Origin of the sequence: Solibacillus silvestris, from assembly GCF_051967575.1 — a bacterium.
GTDB lineage: Bacteria > Bacillota > Bacilli > Bacillales_A > Planococcaceae > Solibacillus > Solibacillus silvestris_B.
Genome location: NZ_JBQCJW010000010.1, coordinates 82,052 through 105,038, shown reverse-complemented (window position 1 = coordinate 105,038; position 22,987 = coordinate 82,052). Strand labels below are relative to the sequence as shown.

General features: G+C 38.4%; 23 protein-coding genes and 1 pseudogene. 2 read left to right on the top strand and 22 right to left on the bottom strand.

The features are described from left to right. Window positions 1-1,137 precede the first annotated feature (1,137 nt). From ACTHOQ_RS09035 to ACTHOQ_RS09020, 4 genes are all read right to left on the bottom strand, one after another. Entirely contained in the window at window positions 1,138-2,322 is a 1,185-nt protein-coding gene (locus ACTHOQ_RS09035; RefSeq protein ID WP_440495613.1) for an MFS transporter, read from the bottom strand. 535 nt (window positions 2,323-2,857) lie between these two features. Beyond that, complete coding sequence (locus tag ACTHOQ_RS09030) at window positions 2,858-4,108, bottom strand: DUF4153 domain-containing protein (RefSeq protein ID WP_440495612.1); 1,251 nt, start codon at window positions 4,106-4,108, stop codon at window positions 2,858-2,860. 40 nt (window positions 4,109-4,148) lie between these two features. Beyond that, a complete protein-coding gene (locus ACTHOQ_RS09025) occupies window positions 4,149-4,364 on the bottom strand; it encodes a helix-turn-helix domain-containing protein (RefSeq protein ID WP_440495610.1) in 216 nt (71 codons plus the stop codon). An 11-nt stretch (window positions 4,365-4,375) separates the two neighbouring features. Next, window positions 4,376-4,858 (bottom strand): DUF2975 domain-containing protein, encoded by a 483-nt coding sequence (locus ACTHOQ_RS09020; RefSeq protein WP_440495609.1) that lies wholly within the window; start codon window positions 4,856-4,858, stop codon window positions 4,376-4,378. 617 nt (window positions 4,859-5,475) lie between these two features. On the opposite strand from ACTHOQ_RS09020, the gene ACTHOQ_RS09015 reads away from it, so the two are divergent. Beyond that, the gene (locus ACTHOQ_RS09015) at window positions 5,476-6,123 is read left to right on the top strand and encodes a DUF421 domain-containing protein (protein ID WP_440495608.1); all 648 of its coding nucleotides are present in this window, start codon (window positions 5,476-5,478) and stop codon (window positions 6,121-6,123) included. A 299-nt stretch (window positions 6,124-6,422) separates the two neighbouring features. Here the strand turns inward: ACTHOQ_RS09015 and ACTHOQ_RS09010 are convergent, their stop codons facing one another. The 18 genes and pseudogenes from ACTHOQ_RS09010 to kduI form a co-directional block, all read right to left on the bottom strand. Further along, on the bottom strand, window positions 6,423-6,890 hold the full coding sequence (locus tag ACTHOQ_RS09010; RefSeq protein WP_440495606.1) for an NUDIX hydrolase: 468 nt from the start codon (window positions 6,888-6,890) through the stop codon (window positions 6,423-6,425). A 155-nt stretch (window positions 6,891-7,045) separates the two neighbouring features. Further along, a complete protein-coding gene (locus ACTHOQ_RS09005) occupies window positions 7,046-7,750 on the bottom strand; it encodes a hypothetical protein (protein ID WP_440495605.1) in 705 nt (234 codons plus the stop codon). Between the two features lie 4 nt (window positions 7,751-7,754). After that, a complete protein-coding gene (locus tag ACTHOQ_RS09000; protein WP_440495603.1) occupies window positions 7,755-8,705 on the bottom strand; it encodes an ATP-binding cassette domain-containing protein in 951 nt (316 codons plus the stop codon). 570 nt (window positions 8,706-9,275) lie between these two features. Beyond that, window positions 9,276-9,934: pseudogene (locus ACTHOQ_RS08995) on the bottom strand (Type 1 glutamine amidotransferase-like domain-containing protein). A gap of 228 nt (window positions 9,935-10,162) precedes the next feature. Beyond that, on the bottom strand, window positions 10,163-10,438 hold the full coding sequence (locus ACTHOQ_RS08990) for a hypothetical protein (RefSeq protein WP_440495602.1): 276 nt from the start codon (window positions 10,436-10,438) through the stop codon (window positions 10,163-10,165). 189 nt (window positions 10,439-10,627) lie between these two features. Next, complete coding sequence (locus ACTHOQ_RS08985; RefSeq protein ID WP_440495601.1) at window positions 10,628-11,062, bottom strand: hypothetical protein; 435 nt, start codon at window positions 11,060-11,062, stop codon at window positions 10,628-10,630. Window positions 11,063-11,232: 170 nt separating this feature from the next. Beyond that, entirely contained in the window at window positions 11,233-11,667 is a 435-nt protein-coding gene (locus ACTHOQ_RS08980) for a hypothetical protein (protein WP_440495599.1), read from the bottom strand. A 371-nt stretch (window positions 11,668-12,038) separates the two neighbouring features. Further along, window positions 12,039-12,659, bottom strand: coding sequence for a bifunctional 4-hydroxy-2-oxoglutarate aldolase/2-dehydro-3-deoxy-phosphogluconate aldolase (locus ACTHOQ_RS08975; RefSeq protein WP_440495598.1), 621 nt, complete (start codon window positions 12,657-12,659; stop codon window positions 12,039-12,041). A gap of 6 nt (window positions 12,660-12,665) precedes the next feature. After that, window positions 12,666-13,613, bottom strand: a complete 948-nt coding sequence (locus tag ACTHOQ_RS08970) for a sugar kinase (RefSeq protein WP_440495596.1) — start codon at window positions 13,611-13,613, stop codon at window positions 12,666-12,668. 23 nt (window positions 13,614-13,636) lie between these two features. Then, entirely contained in the window at window positions 13,637-14,401 is a 765-nt protein-coding gene (gene kduD, locus ACTHOQ_RS08965; RefSeq protein ID WP_440495595.1) for a 2-dehydro-3-deoxy-D-gluconate 5-dehydrogenase KduD, read from the bottom strand. Continuing rightward, window positions 14,401-15,309: a DMT family transporter gene (locus ACTHOQ_RS08960; RefSeq protein WP_440495594.1), complete on the bottom strand. Its 909-nt coding sequence runs from the start codon at window positions 15,307-15,309 to the stop codon at window positions 14,401-14,403. Before ACTHOQ_RS08960 ends, kduD begins: the two co-directional genes overlap by 1 nt. 12 nt (window positions 15,310-15,321) lie before the next feature. Next, on the bottom strand, window positions 15,322-16,080 hold the full coding sequence (locus ACTHOQ_RS08955; protein ID WP_440495593.1) for an SDR family oxidoreductase: 759 nt from the start codon (window positions 16,078-16,080) through the stop codon (window positions 15,322-15,324). After that, entirely contained in the window at window positions 16,061-17,092 is a 1,032-nt protein-coding gene (locus tag ACTHOQ_RS08950; RefSeq protein ID WP_440495591.1) for a zinc-dependent alcohol dehydrogenase, read from the bottom strand. The genes ACTHOQ_RS08955 and ACTHOQ_RS08950 overlap by 20 nt, the downstream gene beginning before the upstream one ends. Before the next feature lie 64 nt (window positions 17,093-17,156). Continuing rightward, entirely contained in the window at window positions 17,157-18,464 is a 1,308-nt protein-coding gene (locus tag ACTHOQ_RS08945; protein WP_440495590.1) for a TRAP transporter large permease, read from the bottom strand. 24 nt (window positions 18,465-18,488) lie between these two features. Beyond that, window positions 18,489-18,974, bottom strand: coding sequence for a TRAP transporter small permease (locus ACTHOQ_RS08940; protein ID WP_440495589.1), 486 nt, complete (start codon window positions 18,972-18,974; stop codon window positions 18,489-18,491). A 15-nt stretch (window positions 18,975-18,989) separates the two neighbouring features. Then, the gene (locus ACTHOQ_RS08935) at window positions 18,990-20,027 is read right to left on the bottom strand and encodes a TRAP transporter substrate-binding protein (protein ID WP_440495588.1); all 1,038 of its coding nucleotides are present in this window, start codon (window positions 20,025-20,027) and stop codon (window positions 18,990-18,992) included. Window positions 20,028-20,047: 20 nt separating this feature from the next. Next, window positions 20,048-21,010, bottom strand: coding sequence for a C-terminal binding protein (locus ACTHOQ_RS08930; RefSeq protein WP_440495587.1), 963 nt, complete (start codon window positions 21,008-21,010; stop codon window positions 20,048-20,050). Between the two features lie 10 nt (window positions 21,011-21,020). Then, window positions 21,021-21,851, bottom strand: a complete 831-nt coding sequence (gene kduI, locus ACTHOQ_RS08925; protein WP_440495586.1) for a 5-dehydro-4-deoxy-D-glucuronate isomerase — start codon at window positions 21,849-21,851, stop codon at window positions 21,021-21,023. A gap of 226 nt (window positions 21,852-22,077) precedes the next feature. On the opposite strand from kduI, the gene ACTHOQ_RS08920 reads away from it, so the two are divergent. Then, window positions 22,078-22,839, top strand: a complete 762-nt coding sequence (locus tag ACTHOQ_RS08920) for an IclR family transcriptional regulator (protein ID WP_440495584.1) — start codon at window positions 22,078-22,080, stop codon at window positions 22,837-22,839. The last annotated feature ends 148 nt before the right edge of the window (window positions 22,840-22,987 follow it).

The following is a 22,987-nucleotide window of genomic DNA, read 5'->3' as shown; positions in this document are numbered from 1 at the left end:
GTCAAAACTCTTAGCAACAGATTAATAAGCAGAAAAAGGCCCTTCCCCTACTCCCAGGAAAGCGCCCGATTGCGGAAATTAATCATATGATTTAAATATTACGTATTATCGTATTTTCTCTTCATGATTTCCATTATGAAAAGTAATATAAATACAATGTATAAACAAATAGAAATTACATGAAACGAAGACCAATGCAGCCAAAAATTATTTATAGCATCTACTACGATTAAAACTATAAATGCATTTATTATCAGCTTTTGCTTCTTGCTTTGACTGCTAGCCTTTTCAAAAAATAAGCCCATTATCACTCACCTCGATTTCCGCTCTATAAAGTCAATCCCCAAACATTTGTCTAAGTTCAAACTTTCATAATCCCGCCTCCACTTTAACATAAATATCCAACAACTATCATTCATAGATGAAAAGGATCTATCTATGCAAGAGGGCACTGAAAATTTGTCTTCTTTATTAAGGACTTCCGTTTCAATTAACAGGTTTTCTACTGGCACAACAATCGGACTCGTTTCTTCAAGTATTATTTCTGTTTATTTTATTCGCCAGCTGAATATCCCCGGGGAAATCCAGGTGTATTTAAAGCGAAGCGGCAAGATGATGAAGTAGAGGTTGATTCCCGCAACTGGGATGAAGAGAGGGCCGCTATTAACGGTTGCGAGATCCGTTTAAGTGCCTCTTTAATAAATAGACGGAAAAATGAGAGTGTCGATTAACTCTGTTTTGAAATTTTAATCAATTTAAATTCAGCAAGTGAACACTTTTAATTGTTAATTATCTTGTATATTCCACTTGTTTTTGTGGTTAATTTGATTTTAGTTGCTTTAGTTTACCCAAATTTTTTTGGCTACCAATGTAAAATCCAATTAATCGACAGTCTCAAAATTCCGCTTATTTAAAAAATACAATCGAAAATGGCCTAAATAGACGGAGAAATTCCGCCTATTGACCCGAAAAATAAGAAAATGGAGGATTTTCCTTTGGATAACCGGAAAATCTCCGCTTATTCCCCCAGAAATGAGCCCTCTTGCGCAAATAACCGGAAAATCTCCGCTTATTTTCTCATCACTCAATTGAAAGCCAAAATCTCTCTCAGCGCCCTATCTCTGCAAGACAGCTTTTTTAAGCGATGTTTTTTAATTTCCATAAAAAGTACAATGTAGGGATAATTAAAAGGGCAGAGGTAATGATTCCCCCTTGAACCGATGTATAAAGTGCAATAACTCCAACTAATGGTCCACCGGCTACTTGTCCAAACGCATCCAGTTGCCCATACATCGAAAGCGTAGTTGCTCGCCCTTCTGAATGTAAATGTTTATTGGTCATAACATTTACTAGTGGATAGTTCACCGCTCGAAGTGATGCAATTCCCCAGTATAAAACAGCAGCTATTAAAAATTGCTCAATCATCGCGAAATATATCATCATGACAACAAGGACACTGTTAAGCAATACTAAAACAATGGCAAAACGTTCCTTTACATATGTTTCAACAATCTTCAGTAGGCCGATGTTCAACAAAAAGGCAATTGCATAAAATGCACCGAACCAATAAACTGCATCTTCTTCATTCATTTGGAAGCCTTCAATAAAATGCGCGCCCCAAAGTCGATCAAAGCCTTCACTAGCTAAACCAGTAAACAATGTAATTGCGGCAAGACCAAGTAAAATAGTATTCCCTTTTATTAAAGAAAGGCTTTCTTTTATTGCGCTTTTCATTTGTTTGATACTAGAAGTGTCTTCACGTGTAATACTTATAAATTTCGTTTCAGTAATAACTTTAGACGAAATAGCCGCAATTAAAATAAGCAAGCCTCCAGCAATTAATATGGCAATTTGCACTGTGAAAATAATACCGACAAGCACACTGACAATAATGCCAAAAAAACTGCCTAAGGAGCTGAATTTGGCTCCGTTCAATAAAACAGTATCAAGTTTTTTGTTTTCTAATTCATCAGCAATCCAAGCCGTTTCTGCGCCACTAATAAACGTCCATCCAATGCCCCACAAAGCAGCGCCGATAGCAATTGCCCAAAACGAAGGAATGCTGCCTTCCAAAAGATGAGCAGAACCGATAATGAAAGTCCCGATGATAAGTGACATTTTACGACCGAAAATATCAGCAACTAATCCTGTAGGTATTTCAAATAATAGAACAGCCAATTCCATAATCGTCCCAAGCAATACTAACTGGAGTGGATTCAGACCTGCCTGAGACACATAGTAAATAGCATTCAGTGTAAAAACGATTTGAATACAAAACGAGCGAGAACTCGTCAATAAATAATAAACGGTTTTAATGTTCAAATTGATGACCTCCGATGCTATCGAGCAAATATTAATCCTCGAATCGGAGAATAAGTGACAAGATTAGATTAAACCAACATACCCTCCGATTCATTTATGATCGTAAAAGTAATGACTGTCATATTCCTCTCTCCTTTAAATTTGATTCCTTAAATATACCATAAAAACAGAACATTGGAATAATTTAACTAATCTATGAAAAATCAATATTTGAAAAGCTGTTTTTTATTCAATTCCAAAAATACGTATCTTTCTTTTCCAAATTGCAGCATTACGTATATTCCGGAATATATGAATAGCGTATTTGTCATTATTCCTGAAAAAGGCGCTTTCCTTAATATAGAAAAGCGCCGTTAGCTGAGTTAATTATTCACAGTAACTTATACTTATTTCCGCCTCAACTAACATCATCTTAGTGATGAAAATAAGCCGACACTATGCAGTTCTGTATAAAAGGCTGCATAATATCGGCTTTAAAGGTTTTATACGCTATAGAAAATTAGCTTTGCGCTACATCTATATTAACAAAGTCTTTTTAATTAAAAATTACAGGGAAAGTAAATATGACGAAAGCAGCCCAAAGTCCGTACACCGGCAAATACTTAGTTACAGCATCCTGGATAGTGGAAGGCCCGGATCTGTCTTGCAGAAAACGCATATAGGAGAACATAATCCATATTAGATTTGCCCATATCAGTATGTTCACTCCTAAAACAGCAATTCTATTAGGCGTAATCCCATAAGAAGAAAGTCTGAACACGATGGCTGACAAAGCAACACTGTCAATGATGAGCGCAAGGACGATTAAGGCAAAATTGATATAATCTGAAATATTCTTTTTCTCGTCAGAATCGCTCTCAGTAATTGAAAATATAGTAACGGCCAATACACCTAGGAGTATTCCGTTGAAGGCGATCAGGAAATCGCGGTCCAAGAACGGATTTTTCCCGACCCATATTACCGTTACAAGGTAAACCAACAACGTGACCAAGACAAGCGGACTAAAAATTTTGGCTATATATGGGGTAACATTCTTAGCGAGTTTAAGATTCATTGATACGAGGTGCACAGCGACAATAGCAAGAGCGGCAGCACCAAATAAAACGACATTACTAAAATAAAATTCCTCTATATCCAAGCCGATAAAGCTAAATAACTGCATCGTTAATAATGCCAGAACCATTCCGCTAACTGCCATGCTGGCGTAGAGAATACCATATTCTAAATTAAATTTAATATAAGCCAATCTTGTGCTGCTTTTCAAATAGTCATTTCCTGTATATGAAAGCCCTGCCAATACCCATAAGAAAATGGGAAAGTGCAAATAAGCTAAGATAATACTATCGTCATTATAATTTAATGGCAGCATATTAACATAAATCCCGGAAATCAGGAACAATGCTGCAAGGGAATAAATAATACTTTTTTTCGGAGTATTCTTGTAAACAAAGTAGGCAGCAATAAAGGGAATGATACCAAACGCCAGATTAATCGGAGCAATAGCTTCCTGTTCGACAAAATGGAAAATGATTCTTGTACTTATCCCTGCCATGATCGCTAAAATACCCATAAAAATGAAACCATTTTGAAACAATGAAGATTTTTCTGTATTTGCCTTTTCGTTGAAATGCAATCTTTCATACCAGACATCAAGCACTTTAGAATTAGGATTTTGTTCCCGTGCTTGTGTGAATGACTTTTTAAAAGCTTTCGGGTCTTTTCTATACATTCTCTCCAACTCATGAGGGTTAGTTATATTTTCAATAATCAAATTGTTAACGTCCATCGTTATACCTCCCCTAATAGTTAAGTTTTCTCCACAATGTTTAGCTATGTTCGTCACTTCTGTATTCTAAAATATCTCCAGGCTGACATTCCAAAGCTTTACAAATTGCCTCCAAAGTCGTTAATCGGATCGCTTTTGCCTTTCCATTTTTCAATATAGAAAGGTTCGCCATCGTTATTCCAACCCTTTCCGAAAGTTCTGTTACGCTCATTTTCCTTTTTGCTAACATCACATCGATATTGATTATAATTGCCATTGCTATTCACCTCAGACCGTTAAATCATTTTCTGTTTTGATCTTAATCGCTTCTTGTAAAAGTTTTTGGAGCACAGCCGCAAACACTGCAATCACCATCGAAGCAAAAGGAACAATCAATCCGACAAAGATAACCCCCGGTGCGTCGTCTACTTCCGCAAAGATATAGAAAAGCGGCCATACTAGCACATGCAAAATACTGATTGTAATGGCACAGTATTTAATTTTCTTTAAAGCCTTTACCGATAAATCAGAGAATGCTTTATTTTTGTCAATATAGCGTAAGAGCTGGAAAGCCTGATACAAAGCAAAGTAAAAAGGGATCGCCGATGCATCAAGTATGATGAAAACAGGATATTTTATAAAAGCAAAATCGGGAAGCAATTTTGCTGCAACATTCGCCATTTCAGGCACCAAAAAGATGCATATAGCAAGAACCGGGACTCCTAAAAGAATAACTGCTATTTTTAAAAACAATGTTGTTATTTTTTCCATTAAAAACACCTCATTTAATTATTCTGATTTTGATTTTAATATATATTTTATCGAATTACAATAAATTTATGTTGAATTTTATAATGTTTTTATTGAATATTTCACTTCAAACAAGAATGAAAGCGCTAAAGTACCTGTTCAACTCCGAAAGACATTGGAGGACTCGACACAAAAGTAAACGTTCCACCACTTTTGCAAAGGACGCTGAAAAACTGCGGTTATTTAAAATCCCTCTCTCATCTTGGATAAAATTCAGATTTACTGACAGAGATTGCGGCTCTTCATTAAGTGATGAGGGAACATAAGCGGAAGTTTTCCGGTTATTTTCGCAAAGGCCTTGCTTCGGGGGAAATAAGCGGAGATTTTCCGTGTATGCGAAGAAAAATTCACCATTTGCATGTTTTCCGGATCGATAAGCGGAATTTCTCCGTCTATTAAGGCTGTTTTTTATTATATTTTCTAAATAAGGGGAATCCTTCCGTCTATTAATGGGAGCGGGAATTTAAACGGATCTTCCAACTGTTAATAGCGGCCCACCTCCATCCAGGTAATAATAACCAGATTTAACTGACAATCTTCAGGGTATTCAAAGGATGAGTCAGGAGAGTGAAGAGGAAATGATAACAACTATTACAATTAAAATCATTGCTGGTTTTTTAGCTCTTATGCTTGTTATCCGATTAATAGGGAAAAAGGAGCTCGCTGAAGTTACCCCTTTCGACTTTATCTTTATAGTAATGCTGGGAGGAATTCTTGAAGAATCTCTATATGACGACAAGGTACGGGTTTGGGATGTTCTCTATACTATCGGATTATGGACTGCATTAAACCTTATAATAAATCTTCTTGTCAGGAAATTTGAAAAGCTGCGCCCGGTCATTAAAGGGGAGCCATCCATTCTTGTAAATAATGGTACCCTTAATATAGAAGAATTAAAGAAAAATAAAATGGAATCCGAACAGCTCCGTTCCTTGCTGCGACAGCAAGGGGTTTTTTCTATGCAAAAAGTAAAATATGCACTTTTAGAACCTGGCGGGCAAATCAGTATGTTAAAAAAGGAGTCATCCGAGCAAGATACAAGTGGTGTGCTGACCCACCTGCTTATCGACGAGGGTCAAATTGAAAAAAGAGCCTTGGCCAAAATTGAAAAGGATGAGCAATGGGTGATTAGCCTATTAAAAGAAGAAGGATATGAGGATATCAAAAAAATATATTATGCTGAATGGTCTGAGGAAAACGGGCTTTATGTTCAGAGCTACGGTTAATCGCTTATATTAAAATGGAAAAGAGACTGTCAAATCGAACACCTCTTTTCCCAGATCTATTTATGGGAGTAGATCTCTAATTCAGTAAAAATCCGCTAAATTCATTTCTCACTTTTTAGTATCTTTCTCATCTTCCCCACAGATTGTTGCATCTCAAATTGTACGCATTATCTACAATTCAAATATGCACTTAAATTCCATATCGAAAAAAAGCGGCTGATTGCGGAAGTTTGTTATTAAATTCAGCCGCCGACAATTTAAAATACTCTGAAACTTTAATATGACATCTTATAGAGGCTTTACTTTTTCTCCTGTTCAATAAATCGGGTATTATTTTGTTTAGCTTTGTCATAAGCCAAATTAAGAATACTGATTCTATTGTTATTGTTTGGTTCCAATTTATTAATTATTTGTTTGGCTGTTTCAAAGTTAAAGATTACATAGCCAGATTTCTCAAAATCAAAAGTATAAGGTAAAAATTTATTAGCTTTTACTAAAAACCATATTGTATAACTATCAGTAGACTCCCAGTACCAGGAGGCAAACACCATTTTCTCAGAACTAATAGTCAAGCCTACTTCTTCCATTAGCTCACGTTCTAACGCTTCTTCAATACTCTCCTCACTTTCTAATCTTCCTCCGATTGTAGTCAATAATTGCTCTTCTTTGTCCCAGGCCATAACTATAGAGCCATCTGCCATTAATGGAACACAATGTACCCCTGCGATTCTTTTATCTTCCGGTAAGACAGGGATTGCTTTTAGCATTTTTTCATTACCCCTGACGATATTTGATTTATTTTAACTACTCTGCTTTGATAGTTTTTATCCAGTTTAATGTTGACATTCCTACGTGTCGCATCAAGAATTACGCCCTTTATACATCGTATAGATTTCAACATATTTATGAGTCAGTAAAGCTGCTACCTCTCTTTTTTCATAAAAAGAGATATTAATATAACGGTTCCGATGATTATATAAATAACGACAAAAACACTATCAAGTATTACTGGTATATTTATTAGTACTTGATCTTCTCCTTCCATATACCCGATCACTTTGAACACAGGCGGGAAGACCCATAGAATCCATTTAAAAAATAATGATATTTCAATAATTGATTTTGCGGAGAGGGAAATTACGATTATTAATACAGCTGAAAGCCAGGCGTATTTTTTTGTGGCAAGTTTTGTAGCCGAAAATAGGGTACCCACTAATATCCCAAATGTCATAAAGACCAAGTGGCTGTAGAATGCATAAGCATATAGCATAAGCGACATATTCCCTTTGAAGCTTTCTGTAATGATCGGGAAAAAAATTGCAAACAAAAGTAATGGAAGCATTACTACTAGAATAGTTAGCCATTTGCCAAATAAATAACTAACTTTTCTTTTAAGATGGGATATTAAGATATGCTTTTCACTTTCTTCATCCAAAGTGAAAATGGACATTGTAATCCAAGTCATAATTAAGTACATTGCTATTGAAGATGCGCCATAACTGCTGAGAATCGGCACATTTTTATAGGCATATAAAATAAATACCCATACAAAAAAAGCAATAAAGGGCGGGATAAATTTTAATGAACGAACAAAGCTTATTAATTGGTATTGGATAAAAGCTGACAACTTACTACCTCTTCTCTGTTAATTCGAATATTGAACATCCCCTTTTAAGCAACATAGCCAAAATCTCATCAGACTCTTGAGCTGGAACAATTATTTCAACAGAATCCGGCCCTATAAACTTATATGTAACAGCTGGAATCTCTTCTATTATTTGATTCATCACCATAACATGGGGTTGATTTCCATTGCGGCTCGGACGCTTTCCGCGGGCACGGCTCGAGCCTGTAGTCTCTCCCTCGTTCTGTTCCCGCTGGAGTCGCCTCTCCTCCATTCCAATCAACTCGCCTTGGCATGAAGTTTTGTCATCCACAACTTTTGGTGAAGGCCCTATTATCTCTCTAGTGGGGATTTTCGCCTTTATATATATAAATTTTTCCTTTTTGTTTGTTTTAGCATCATAAATAATTCTTCCGCTCTCTACAGTTATAACTCTATCAGCTAATCCTTCAATGAGCAGTGGTTCATGTGCAGTAAAAATAATCGTTTTTTCTCTTTGAAGAGAATTCAGCTGATTCAAAAGCTCAATTTTTGCATTATCATCTAACCCGGTAAGCGGCTCGTCCAATAATAATAAATCCGGTTTCTTCAATAATGCTTGGATAATTCCCGCCTTCTGCTTTGTCCCTTTTGAACAATGATTCAAGGGGGTCGTTAAAAAGTCTGTAATTGCAAACAGCTCCGCATAATTCCCAATTCTTTTTAAAATATCTTCATCCGATTTACACGTCATTTTACCGACCAATATTAAATAGTCCTGTAATTTGAATCGGATATTTTCCGGAAAATGTTCAGGTACGTATCCTACATTAATATAAGATCTCTTCACTTGCCCGGCAGTTTCCTCAAATATGCCTCCAATAAGCTTTAAAAGGCTACTTTTTCCGGACCCATTGTTTCCGGTGATCGCTACTTTTTCACCTTGGAAAATGCTTAAAGAGATTTCTTTGAGAATCATTACTCCATCAATCTCCTTGCAAGCTTCATTTGCCTCGAATATGTTCATGTAAATTCATTTCCATCTCCCCTCATTTTATGTGCTGAAATTCAATAAAAGTAAAATTTGCATTTATTTAAGGTACCCTATATAACGGAACGCTTCTTCAATTATACAATATTCTCCAAATAAACGATTAATTTAATGAGCTTTTATTCATTTGCCCTTTACAGAAAAACGAGCGCTGGTCTTTATTACAGAATCGCGGCCGTTTGAGGAATAAAGGTTAATTAATAGATTGCCCACTTTCTCACAACCAATTATTCACATAAGCAATTAACCCTAAAATAGCACCGATTGCAGCTCCAGAAAATACAAAATAGCTTGTCTTCACTTCGGCAATGCTCCATTTATTTTTTGTATTATTCATGAGAAATCCCTCCCGTATAGTAAAACAACCATATTCATCTTATTAAATTACATCGCTAGTCCATCAAATTCTTTATGATTAAATCGCTTTAAAATTGAAAAAGACACACTCCCTATTAAAGAAATGTGTCCGATTGTAGAATAACTAAGAACAACGGGTAACTACAGGATTGTCTCATCTAATTTCTGGACCTTTAAACGGGAAATTAAATATACATCGCCAAAAATGTCGATTTTGTCTCCCTTTGTACGTACAGCGCAATCTTTATTCGAGGCATAAATATTCATTTCTTCCGATAAAGAAGACAACTCTGCTTGAACGAGCGCCATATTATTTTCAAGATCAAAATGAGACAGGACAGAAAAATCGTCTAGCCCGATTCCGTCGTAAAAAGAGCTTGTTTCAACTTTATATCCAAAGTTTTTCGAGCATAACCATTTAGCGGACATGTTGATTGCACCAGCGCTTGCCCCCATCACAACGGCTCCGCTTTCTTTAATCAGATCCGACAATTCATATTCCATCAAAAAGCCATTTTGTTTAATAGTATCTCCACCCAGTAAGAAAATGGCTGAAGCCTTTTCAATTAATGTTTGGGCATTTTCCTTCTGTACGTGATAATTAATCAGATGGTATTCATCAAACATAATGCCGGCCTGGTCAAGCCATGAGCGCTCAGCAGCACCATCATCTTCATTAAAATAGGGATTCGCATAATCATAGCAAGCGATTTTCTATCCGTTATGTCCTCCTGCAGCACCCTAGCCAGATTCCCCGGAAAAAAGTTGCTGAACCACCCTAAATAATAGTGAGTTTTCATAAGTACCCCCATAGTAAAATTTTAATAATATTACTCTCCCGCGTTTCACATTCTGTTTTCATGTCACAAACACAGTACTCACAATCCGGCTCGGTTGTTCAAAATATGAATGCCGCTTATTATTCCGGCTAAGCGTAACATAGCCCAATAAGACTTGTTATAGATAAATACCAAAAATTACCCCACAACATTTGTTGCTTTATAAACCACATCTTAATCAAGGAATTTCTACTCATGCTTTCTATTCTTTAAAATTTTGATAATAGCACTACCGACTAAAAGCGTTATTATAATTGCCCATACATAGTTATTTAACTTTTCAGGTAAAAACTTCAACAACCAGATCGCCATCATAATAGTTGCTATAAACAAATACTCGAGTTTTTGAGTATGTTCAAACTTTTTTAGATTCATAATTAAAACAACATAACCTATTGGCGGCGTAACAATACAGAAAAAATATAACGTTTTTTTCTTTAAGTACCACGGTGTTTTTAGTTCCATTTAATTTTCTTCCCTTTAATTGATCTATTTCATTTTTAGGCAGAACCTCTCCGTGGACATAGCTCCAGCCATTTTTCCGCATCCCCTCTACCATCATCGCCGTAAACCATCCTATAAAATTTCGCCTTGGAATCTAAGTGTTTCTATGAGTTCAATCACTCTTGTTTGGTTAAGGGATACAGTTAACGTTTAGTAGTCGAGTTCAACTTGAACAGTTTTGAAAGGTTTGCGTTTTCCTTTATTGAACTCGATAATTTCCGGGTATTGTTCTTCTCCTACTAATGTAATACGGGCAGAATCATCATTTATCCATTCCACGAATGCATTCGACTCATTTAGCCTTTTTCCATCATTGCTAATGATTCGATCAATCTTCTTATTCCCGGCTTTAATTCTGACGGAAGAAGGACCAAAAAAAGCAGGTTCACCTTTTTCTACAATTTCAATTGTATTCGTATTATCCGGTGAATGGCTTAATACTAGCGTGCGCTCTTTTATCTCCATATGGTAATAAAAATAGCCGGCAAATGAAATGATTGGTCCAAAAAACAAAATAAAAGCCCATATTAGACATCCCCATTTAGCACGCTTTTTCATGCGTGTAATATCATGCTCTATATCCACCAAAATCAGCCGCCTTTTTAATTATTTATCTGAATTTCCCTTTATTGGACGTAGTGATTTAACAATGTTTCTAAAGCGATGCAGCCTTTAACTTTTAACAATTGTGCATAAAAAGCTGTATAAAACATCGACGCAACAACTTTCATCGCTACTTGGCGCATTCTCAGAATTTATTCATTAGATTTCTTAATGATATGCAGCATTAGAAATACACTAACTAAAATAATGAATAACAGTAAAATCAATTCAATATTGTATATATCAAATTCGTTATGCCGGTACCATATTAGCAAGTAGCTTATACAGCTTACAAGATTTAAAGAAAATAGAATTCCCCATGCAGCTGCTTTGACCCTTTTATATAGCCCTTCACCAGCGAAATGCTTTATATAGAGGAAGCAGACAATAGAAAGTCCTGCTACGAGTAATACTAACTGAATAAAAGCTGTTGTTGATGATATTATAGTAATAGGCTCTTCCCAAGACATATCAACATAAATAACATTAGCTAAATTGATTATGGTAAGAATTAAAATCAAAAGTGAAACGTAAAAAAATAAAATCCACTCGCCTATAAAAATAATGGGGAAAAAAAATCTTCTCAATATTATGCTCCTCTCATTACTGTGGGTGTGGGACATCATTATATATTTTAACGAGGTTTACTGGAAATAGTTTCATATCAAAGGTAATATACAGCCTTTGCCAAAAATCAGGGTGGGCAAAAATCGAGTCATTATTTGTCGCAGCTATTAATGAAGCAAATTGAAATGGATGATTTATAAGCAGATCCCTTTCAGTGGATACAAGTCATTTGCGATATTTTGAATAATTCCCTCTCCGTCATAAAAAAGACACCTCCCATTGATTTTTTGGGAGCCCATGCCCAATTTCAACGAAAGGTGTTTTTATTTATGCCATGATTATAGTTGTTACAAAACGCTAAAAGTTCGATCGTATTCTTTTAATTCCGCCATTACGACAACTGTTCAATCCATCGCTCTGTTTCTTTTTGAAGCATTGTCCATTGTTCGTTTTTCACGAACTCTTTATTGATTAGATCACTTCCCGCTCCTACTACCGAGGCACCAGCTTCCAGGTAGCTATTCGCATTCGCCAGTGTGATTCCCCCTGTTGTCATAATGGCGATATGACTTAGCGGGCCTTTGACATCTTTAATGAAGCCTGGACTTAATGCCGAAGCAGGGAATAATTTAATCATTTCTGCACCAGCCATGTACGCTGTTTGCATTTCGGTTGGTGTAAATACGCCCGGAACGACGGCCAGGCCATTTTTCAGACTGTACTCCACAACATCCAAATTCAATGAAGGTGAAACGATAAATTGTGCGCCTGCATCAACAGCTTTCCTGCAGTCCTCTACAGTTAGCACCGTACCTGCGCCAACAATTACTTGATCGCTGAATTGCTGACGTGTTTCCTTAATGATTTCTGTCGCCTTTTCAGTATCCATCGTTATTTCAAGTGCTTTAATGCCGCCTAAAATGAGCGCTTCTATTAAAGATTGGCTCGTTTCATAAGGTATTTTTCGTAAAACCGGGATTAATTTCGCTGATTTCAATTCGTTATATAACATGTCGAACTACCTCTCAATCAATTCACGTTTTCCTAAAAATATTTCTACTTCCTCATAATAAGGTAATCCTTCATTATCACCTTGTACTTGTACGACCATCGCCCCTACCGCATTGGCGAATTTCATGATTTTCTCTATGTCCCAGCCCTGCAGTTTCCCGTACAAAAATGCTGCGCCAAAACCGTCTCCTGCGCCAACTGTATCAACGACTTTATTGACAGGGAACCCCGGGACAATAATCCACTTATTATCTTCAAAATAAGAAGCCCCTTTTGCTCCTTCCTTTACTATTACATGCTCAAAATTATAACCCGCCAAGCATTCAAATAGTCTGGCATCTTCATCTGTATCAAATAGGATTTCCAGCTCCTCGCGACCCGTCAGTAAATAATCCACATAAGGCAAATACTGAATGAGCGTCTGTCTCGCCTGCTCCTTTGACCATAGTTTCAAACGAATATTCGGGTCAAGGGCTACTTTCACGCCAGATCTCTTTGCAAATTGAATCGCTTTAAGAATCACTTGACGGTTTTGCTCTGTAATTGCCGGGAATACCCCTGAAACATGAAGGATTTTAGCATTTTTGATATAGTCCAACGGCAGATTTTCTACCGTCAATGTTTCTGTCGGCGATTTTTGGCGGTAGTAAAATGTTTTACTGTCACCTGATTCTTGAATTTCTTTAAAATTCAATGAAGTGGCATAGTCTTCCATCAATTTCACTTCCGAAATATCAATGCCTTCACCACGAACCGTATTCAAAATATGAAGCCCAAATTCATCTTTCCCGAGTCGGCTAATCCAGCCCGCTTTTGCACCTAGGCGAGCACAGCCAATCATGACGTTCAATTCTGCTCCACCGATTTTTCTTTCGAATTGGTGAACGAAACGCAGCGGTCCCTTTGCTGTAGGGTCAAAAGTAATCATGCCATCCCCAATTGTAATAATGTCCATACTTCTCCCTCACTGTCTTAAAATTAGCGACCCATCCAGCCACCATCAACAACTAATACATGACCTGATACATAATCGGACGCTTTCGATGCTAAAAATACAGCCGCCCCTGCGATATCCTCTCCTTGGCCCCATCGTCCTGCTGGAATACGCTCCAAAATTGACTGGTTACGCGATTCGTCATTACGCAGCGCTTCTGTATTATTTGTGGAAATGTATCCAGGCGCAATGGCATTCACTTGAATATTCTTCCCTGCCCATTCATTTGCCAATGCCTTCGTCAAGCCAGCTACCGCATGCTTACTCGTCGTATATCCCGGTACATTAATACCGCCTTGGAATGATAGAAGAGATGCAATATTTATAATTTTGCCGCTGCCATTCTCGATCATTTGATTGCCGATTTCCTGGCATAATGCAAACACAGCATGAATATTCACATTCATGACATTATGCCATTGTGCATCTGCATGATCCGCTGCTGGCTCGCGATGAATAATTCCGGCATTGTTCACTAAAATATCAATGCGGTTATTTTTTATAATTGGCTGCACTTTTTCGCGCAGTGTTGAGATATCACTTAAATCGATTAAAAATGTTTCAAATGTGCCGCCTAGTTCTGTAATTTGAGATTGTGTATGCTGCATATTATCTTGATGCCCAACTAATAAAACATGCGCGCCTGCAGATGCCAAGCCTATTGCAATTGCTTGTCCTATTCCTGTGCGGGCACCTGTGACCAATGCCGTTTTGCCTTTTAACGAGAAATAATCAAATTGAAAGCCCATTATTCTTTTACTTCCTTCCTATTTAAAAAGTATTCAAATGAACCAGAACCGAAAAGTACGCCAATGACGATTAAAACTAGTCCAATCCCATGCACATACGTTACTGGCTCCCCTAAAATAAGTGCAGATCCAACTAATGCAAAAAGTGTATTAAAATTTATAAATATAGCGGCTTTCGCTGCCCCGACCTGCGGGATTGTATTGTTGTAAAGCATATGTCCCACAGCTGTTGCGAGTGCACCTGAAATGATAAGCACGATCCAGAATGCTGTATTTGTATAAGGCATTTCCCTGAATCCATTCGGCTCAAAGATCATTCCTGTAATTGCCAAAATAATCGATCCTACTAAAAACATATACGCTGTCAAAAGTCTGGGATCTATTGTTTTTGATGCTTTTGAAATAATAATGAAACTGAAAACTTGCGAGAATATTGATAGAAATACAAGCAAATCTCCTACTGAAAATGCGGCAACTTCACCGCCGGATAATAGTACGGTTATAGAAATCCCCGCCATCCCTATCCCGAAACCGAGCCATTGAATAATAGTAGGCATGTTTTTCAGAAGCAGCGAACCTAGCACAGCCGTCAACATTGGCCCTGTACCAATGATCAGGCTAGCATTTGCGCCTGTCGTCATACTTACCCCAATAGCCATTAGAGAATGGTGAATCGCTACGTTCAACAAGGCTCCGATAAGTATGTAGCCCCATTCTTTTTTTGTTAAGCGCCTTATTAGCCCCATCGCTTTCAATATTGCAAATACGACAATGGCCGCGATGAAAATTCGGATGGACGTCATGGAGATTGGCGAAGCTTGGGTCGTTAAGTACTTGATTGCGGGTACATTCACCCCCCAAACAAACATGACCATAATCAGCACTGAATACGCCTTTTTATTCGCCATATTAAGCCCTCCCTATCGTCCTAGCCAGCCACCGTCCACAGCGATTGTAAAACCATGGATATAATTTGATGCATCAGATGCTAAAAAGATGGCCGCGCCTTGCATATCTTGCCCATTCCCCCATCGGTTTGCAGGGATGCGCTCCATTATTTGACGGCTTCGAACGGCATCATCCATCAAAGCTTCATTCATATCTGTCGCCATATAGCCTGGTGCAATACAGTTTACATTGACACCTTTAGATGCCCATTCGTTCGCTAAAGACTTTGTAAATTGCATAACGGCGCCTTTGCTTGCTGCATATGCCGGTACTGTTAACCCGCCTTGGAACGATAAAAGTGAAGCGATATTAATAATTTTTCCGCAGCCGCGCTCAAGCATCGGTTTGCCGAATACTTTGCATAAACTAAATACAGCATTTGCATTTACATTCATCACAAAATCCCAATCTTCCTGAGGGAAGTCCACTGCTGGATGCCGTTTTTGGACACCTGCATTATTTACCAGAATGTCAATTCCGCCTATCTCGGCAGTCACTCGTTCAAATAGTTGTTCATGCTCGCCAATGTTTGAAATATCGAACGGTACAGAAACCGATTTTACACCGTATGCTTCAATTTCCTGCACAACTTCCGGGCATTCAGTACGGGAAATGATCGCGACATTCGCTCCGGCGCTGGCAAGCCCAATGGCGATTTCTTTGCCAAGACCTCGGCTCCCGCCCGTTACTACTGCATTTTTGCCTTTCAAATTAAACAAGTTCGTTTTCATTGCTGTCCTCCCCAAATGCATACAGCACTTTTATCGCATCTGTTGGCGTAGTTAATAAGCTGAATCCTTCTTTTGCTTGTTCAGCACGTAATGTATGTGTAATGATTTCCTCAAATTGTTTATTTTTCACGAGCAAATCCAGCGCAAGTTCGATATCCCTCTTCGTATAGACACGGACAAATTGCATCGTTAATTCTTTAAACATTCCTTGCAGCAAATTTAGCTCTGCCGGTTTTTTATAGCCTGCCACAATGACAACCGTACCTTGTACTTTCACAATTTCCGTCAACTGTGCCAATACTGCAGGATGTCCGGCGCAATCAAATACATAATCGATTCCTGATTGATCTGTTAACTGGCCGATTGCATATTCCACATCGTCTTTACTAGGGTTTAATGTTGTAAACCCTAGCTCTGCCGCTTTTTTTAATCGCAGTTCATTATTTTCAATGACGACGATTTCAGAAGCCCCATATGCACGCAATGTTAGAGCTACACATAAGCCAATTGTCCCTGCACCATATACAACTGCACGATCCCCGGCCAAAAACCTTGCCTTTCTTACGGCATGCACCGCCACTGCGACAGGTTCAGCCAAGGCACCTGTTTTTAGCGATAATGCTTTCGGCAATTCAATTAATTTATCTTCATGGACAGCAACATATTCTGCCATTCCGCCATCCACATCTATGCCAACTAGCTTCAAATCATCGCATACATGGGATTGTCCCGATAAGCAAGGAATACATTCACCGCAGCTGAGAAGCGGATTTACCGTCACCTTTGTCCCGATCGGATAATGCGGATGTTCACTTGCCACTGTTGCAGAAAATTCATGTCCGATTATTAGCGGTGCTTTGGCCCTTGGATGTGTCCCTGCAAAAATATTCAAATCCGTTCCGCATATTCCAGCAAACGCATTTTTCAATAATACATAGTTTTCCGGTATTTCCGACTTTGGAACTTCACGATATTCCACGACTTGCGGATTTTCATAGACAATTGCTTTCATAAACTATCCTCCATTATTAAAATAAGAGGCTGTCTTTAATACCCATTAGACAGCCCCTCCATCATTACTTAATAAATCCTAATAAAGTTGGTAACCACAATGAAAGTGATGGAATATATGTTACTAATAACAATACCGCCGCTGTAACTAAGAAAAATGGAATTAACGGTTTAATCACTTGTTCTATTTTCAGTTTCGCGACACGTGCCCCAACGAATAATACTGGACCTACCGGCGGTGTGATCGTACCAATACTCAAGTTGAACACCACCATGATCCCGAAGTGCACCGGATCCATGCCGAATTGCAGAACAATCGGCAGGAAAATTGGCGTGAAGATTAAAATCGCCGGTGTCGGATCCATAAATGTCCCAACGATTAACAGCACGATATTCATAATGATTAAAATGACAATCATATTATCAGTAAATCCTAATAGAACATCCGCAATCAATTGCGGGATTCCTGTAAAGGCCATTACCCATGACATGATTGTTGATACACCAATAAGGAAAATTACGATGGCTGTCGTGCGTGTCGATTCCAGTAAAATCCTCGGCAGCTCTTTCACTTTGATTGTCCTGTATAAAAATGAAAGCAGCAGTGCATAAACAACTGCGATTGCCGAGCCTTCTGTTGCCGTGAATGCCCCCTTAATAATCCCGCCGATAACAATCACGATTAATAGTAAACTCGGAATCGCATCGACGAAAACTTTTAAGGCTACTTTAAATGGCACTTTTTCATCGCTCTTATAGCCTTTTCTCTTTGCGATAAAATAAGCAACAAGCATACAGCCGATTCCCCATAAAATACCCGGTACATAACCGGCCATAAATAATGCCGCAATAGAAGTTCCACCACTGACCAATGAGAAGACGATCAATGTATTACTTGGAGGAATAAGCATACCAGTCGGTGCTGATGCAATATTTACGGCCGCACTGAATGATTTGTCATACCCTTCTTTTTCCTGCATAGGCGCCATTGTAGAGCCTACTGCAGCAGCGGCAGCTACCGCTGAACCCGAAATCGAGCCAAACATCATATTTGCCAGTACATTTGTTTGTGCGAGCGATCCTGGCATACGTCCAGCCAATACTTTTGCGCAGTTTACTAGCCGCATCGCAATCCCGCCGTTATTCATAATGACTCCGGCTAAAATGAAGAATGGGATCGCCAACAATGTGAATGAATTCATCCCCGTAAACATTCGTTGTGCAGATGTTTGTAATGCATTCTCAGGTCCTAGTATCGAAAACATCGCAAGTACAGAAGCAATACCAACACTAATGCTGATAGGTGCTCCAATGATTAAGAAAAATGCGACACCGAGAAATAATATTAAACCTGCTATCCCTGCTGTCCCCATAATTGATCTCCCCCCAACGTATCCCTATATAATTTCCAATGGTTTCTTTGTTTTTGCAATGACGTAAATATTGTATAAGCAGTAAAAGATAATAAAGAATCCGCTTACAGGCATAACTGCATATAAATAGCCAACTGGTACATTTAACGCTGCAGACATTTGTGTCCATGCAATTTTCGTCGTTGTTAATCCACCTGAAATTAATACGAGCGCCGAGAAAGCAATAATACTTATTTCAATAAATACTTGGGCAGTCATCCGGATTTTTTTTGGCATGCTATCTTGGACAAACTCGATGCGCATATGCCCATTTTCTCCGAATACAAATGCCGCACCGAACATGACAAGCCAAACAAAACAATATTTCGCCAATTCCTCGGAAAAAGCACTTGGATCGTTTAAAACAAATCGGGTGAATACTTGCCATGTTACAAGTAAAACCAATGCGCCAAATAAAATGATACATATTGTTGAAAGTATTTTATCCAATACTTTTTTTAGTAATTCCAATCAAGCCACCACCTATTATTGTGTTCTCGCTGCTTGAACTTTTTCGTATAAAGCTTTCGCATTTTCGCTTACTAATTTTGATTCGACAACTGGCTTTGTTGCTTCACGGAAAGCTTCTACATCCGCTTCATTAAAAATCGCCCCTGCTGCTTCAGCATCTGCAATCGCCTTTTTCACATCTTCATCCCACATTACAACTTCCCGATCAATCGCCACTAAAAGCTCCTCTTTAAAAATTTCCTGGTGTTCTTCCGACATACCATCAAATAATTTAGAGTTTACTAGTAAATAATCCGGGAACATTAAATGTTTTGTGTAAGAATAGTATGGCGCGATTTCCGCGTGCTTTAAATTCGAGTAAATCAATTCGTTGTTTTCTCCGCCTTCAATGACACCTGATTGAATTGCTGTATATACTTCACCTTGTCCCATTGGTGTGCCTGTCCCGCCCATTTGGCTCATCATTTGAATATTTGTGTCAGATTCGATAATTCGGATTTTCATGCCTTTTAAATCTTCCGGTGTATTAACTGGCTTTTCCTTGTTATAAACATTGCGTACACCAGAGTGGAAAGCCCCGGCAACAAATAGCCCTTGATCTTTTAATGAACCGTATAGATCGCCAACAACTTCCTGGTCGTTCAGCACTCCCATTTGATGCTCAGCTGAATCAAAAACGTATGGCAAATTGAACACCGAGAAGTCTTCGTTAAAGTTTTCCAATAAGCTTCCTGCCACTAGAGACATTGCAATTGTTCCTGTTTGCACAAGCTCAATTGTTTCGCGCTGAGCCCCTAGCAATTCATTCGGGAAAATTTCCACAGAATAGGCGCCATCTGTACGTTCATTGAATTTCTCGCCGAACTCCTTCATCGCTTTATACTGCGGATGATTCTCTGGCTGATTGAACGCTAATTTCAATACTTCCCCCTTGCCTGATTTCTCCGATGCCCCGGCCTCGCCTGAATCATCGCTGTCCCCGCAAGCCGTTAATACTGCTAAAATTAAAACAAATAAACTTAACGTCCAAAACTTTTTCGTGAATTTTGACATTTTTCCTATCCCCTTTAAATTTATTTTATTGAATTGACCGGATAATGTACTTCTTGTCCTTCCAAATATCTGACCGCTTCCTTAGCAACTTTCCTTTTTAATTCTTGTGCAGCTTGTTTAGAGTACCAAGCCATATGAGGTGTAACTATTACTTCATCCAATTGAAGCAATGGGGATTTCAGGTCGATTGGCTCTGTTTCGCTGACATCCAATCCCGCCCCTGCGATTTCCCTGTTTACGATCGCTTCATATAAAGCTGCTTCATCAATAATCCCACCCCTGGAAACATTGATTAAATAACTGTGTGGCTGCATCGCCTTGAACACTTCTTTATTAAACATATGGTATGCACCATCGGAAGGGCAGTGAATCGAGATGATATCCGCTGTTTGTATTAATTGATCGAAAGATGTAAATTCAACAAACTGCAGATCCCCGGCTAATGCTTTTTGTTGTTTGGATGGATCAAATGCAATGACCTTCATTCCAAGACCGTGAATTTTTTTGGCAAAAGCGCTGCCAATTCTGCCCAAACCGACTATGCCTACTGTTTGCTCGCTATGTCTGAAAATCGGGATGCTCGTTTGATAATCCCATTGACCATTTTTCACTTGGCCATTCATAAACGGTATTTTTCGAGTAAGCGCTAACATTAATGCCAGTGCATGGTCAGCTACTTCATGTGTCCCATAATCAGGAACGTTGCAAACTTGGATGCCATGCTTTGTTGCCGCTTCTAAATCAATATTATTTACACCGACCCCATAACGGATAATAAGCTTTAAGTTCGGTAAACTCGCCAATACTTTTTCAGTAAAAGGTGCGTATTGATTTATAATGACAACGGCTTGCTTACAGTTTTGGATGACATCTTCTTCTGTTTTATTTTGTTGAAGCTCAAATTCTATTTTGGCTTCATCTAAAATTGATCGTTCAATTTCAATGCTTGCGTGATCACAATCGGAAATAATAACTTTCACCATGTGTGCCTCCTTATTTCAAATCTTTCATCGCAACATGATCCATATCATCAAAATCTAAGTTCTCCCCGCACATTCCCCAAATAAATGTATAGTTTTTTGTGCCAATTCCAGAGTGAATCGACCAGCTTGGCGATAGTACAGCCTGTTCATTGGCAACTACTAAATGGCGTGTTTCATCCGGCTGGCCCATTAGGTGAAATACCCGTGTATCCTCTTCCATGTCAAAATAGAAATAAACTTCCATGCGGCGCTCATGTGTATGGCACGGCATCGTATTCCAGCCACTGCCTTCTTCAAGCACCGTCATCCCCATGCTTAATTGACATGTCTCCAGTACGTCCGGATGAATAAATTGATTAATAACACGTTTGTTCATATTCTCGGATGTCCCCATCGGACGCTTTATTGCTTTTTCAAAACCGATTTTTGTTGTAGGATACGCTTTATGCGCTGGACAGCAATTCACATAAAATTTTGCAGGATGCCCGGGATCACTTGACTCAAAAGCTAAATCACGTGTGCCACGGCTTATGTAAAGTGCCTCTTTATTGTTGATTTCATAAATTTCCCCATCGCATTTAATACGACCAGGACCGCCGATGTTAATAACGCCCATTTCCCGGCGCTCTAGAAAATACTGTGCCGCCAACTCTTTGCCGGCGTCCAATGTTACGCTTTTTCCGACTGGCATAACCCCTCCGTAAATGATGCGGTCCACATGGCTGTAGACGAAATTCGCTTCATCTTCAACAAAAACCGTTTCAAGCATAAATTGGTCACGCAGCTTCTCTGTCGTATATTGTTTAAAATCTTCTGGATGGTGTGCATAAAGAATTCTCACTTTAAATCCCCCTCAAATAATAGTAAACGCTTTCACTTGTTCCACAATGTAGAACTAAGTTCCAAATATATTTTAATTATATTATTATTTTCGTAATTTTCAAGATAAATATTTTATTCTGAATATATTAATTGCAAATTTATTGAGTTAGTATAAAGTTTACAAAGGAATTTAACTTCGAATATGATATTAGGTAAATGGAATTTATAAGGAAGGTGGGTCAACATTGGCAACTGTACAATCAATTGAACGCGCTTTTAATCTTTTGGAGCACTTGTCCGGCCATCCTCATGGCATGCAGATTACACGATTGGCCGAGGAAACTGGCTTATCCAAAAGTACAGTTCACCGTTTGCTTTCAACGTTAATCGAGCTTAAATATGTAAAGCAGGACATGGATACAGAGCGCTATACAATTGGCTATAGAGCTTTGTATTTATCGAGGAATTTAATAAATACATCAAGTTTAATCGCCACTGCCAAACCATATTTGCAAAAGTTAGTTGAAGACATCAATGAAACGATACATTTATGTGTTGTGGAGCATGAGGAAGTTGTTTACATCGATAAAATCGAAAGCAATCAGACGATACGCATGTCATCAAGAATTGGAAGCCGTGCCCCTCTATACTGTACTGGGGTCGGTAAAATGATTTTATCGGGTAAAACAGATGAAGATGTTTTTGATATTGCGGGTCGAATTGAATTTATCAAAAAAACGCCAAATACAATTATTACATATGATGAATTTATCGAGGAAATATTTCAAATCAGGCGACAAGGCTTTGCATTGGATGATGTAGAAAACGAAGAGGGGATTCGTTGTATAGCAGTGCCGATTTATGATTTTTCAGGTGAAATCGTTGCCAGTTTCAGTGTTTCCGGTCCTTGCAGCCGTATCACTTTGGATTGGATTCAATCTGGGCTGGCAGAAAAACTCAGTATAACAGCTAAGGAAATTTCCCTTCAATTAGGTTTTAGAAACTGAATGCAATTTTTATTAAATTTTTGCTTTTAATAATACAAAGAGAGCTCCCAAAAAATTTCGGGAGTTCTCTTTTTTAATGTCCAGCCGGCTTACTCTTCTTCATGAAGAATGAACAATCAAACCTACTACCGAAACCACGGTGGCCGCT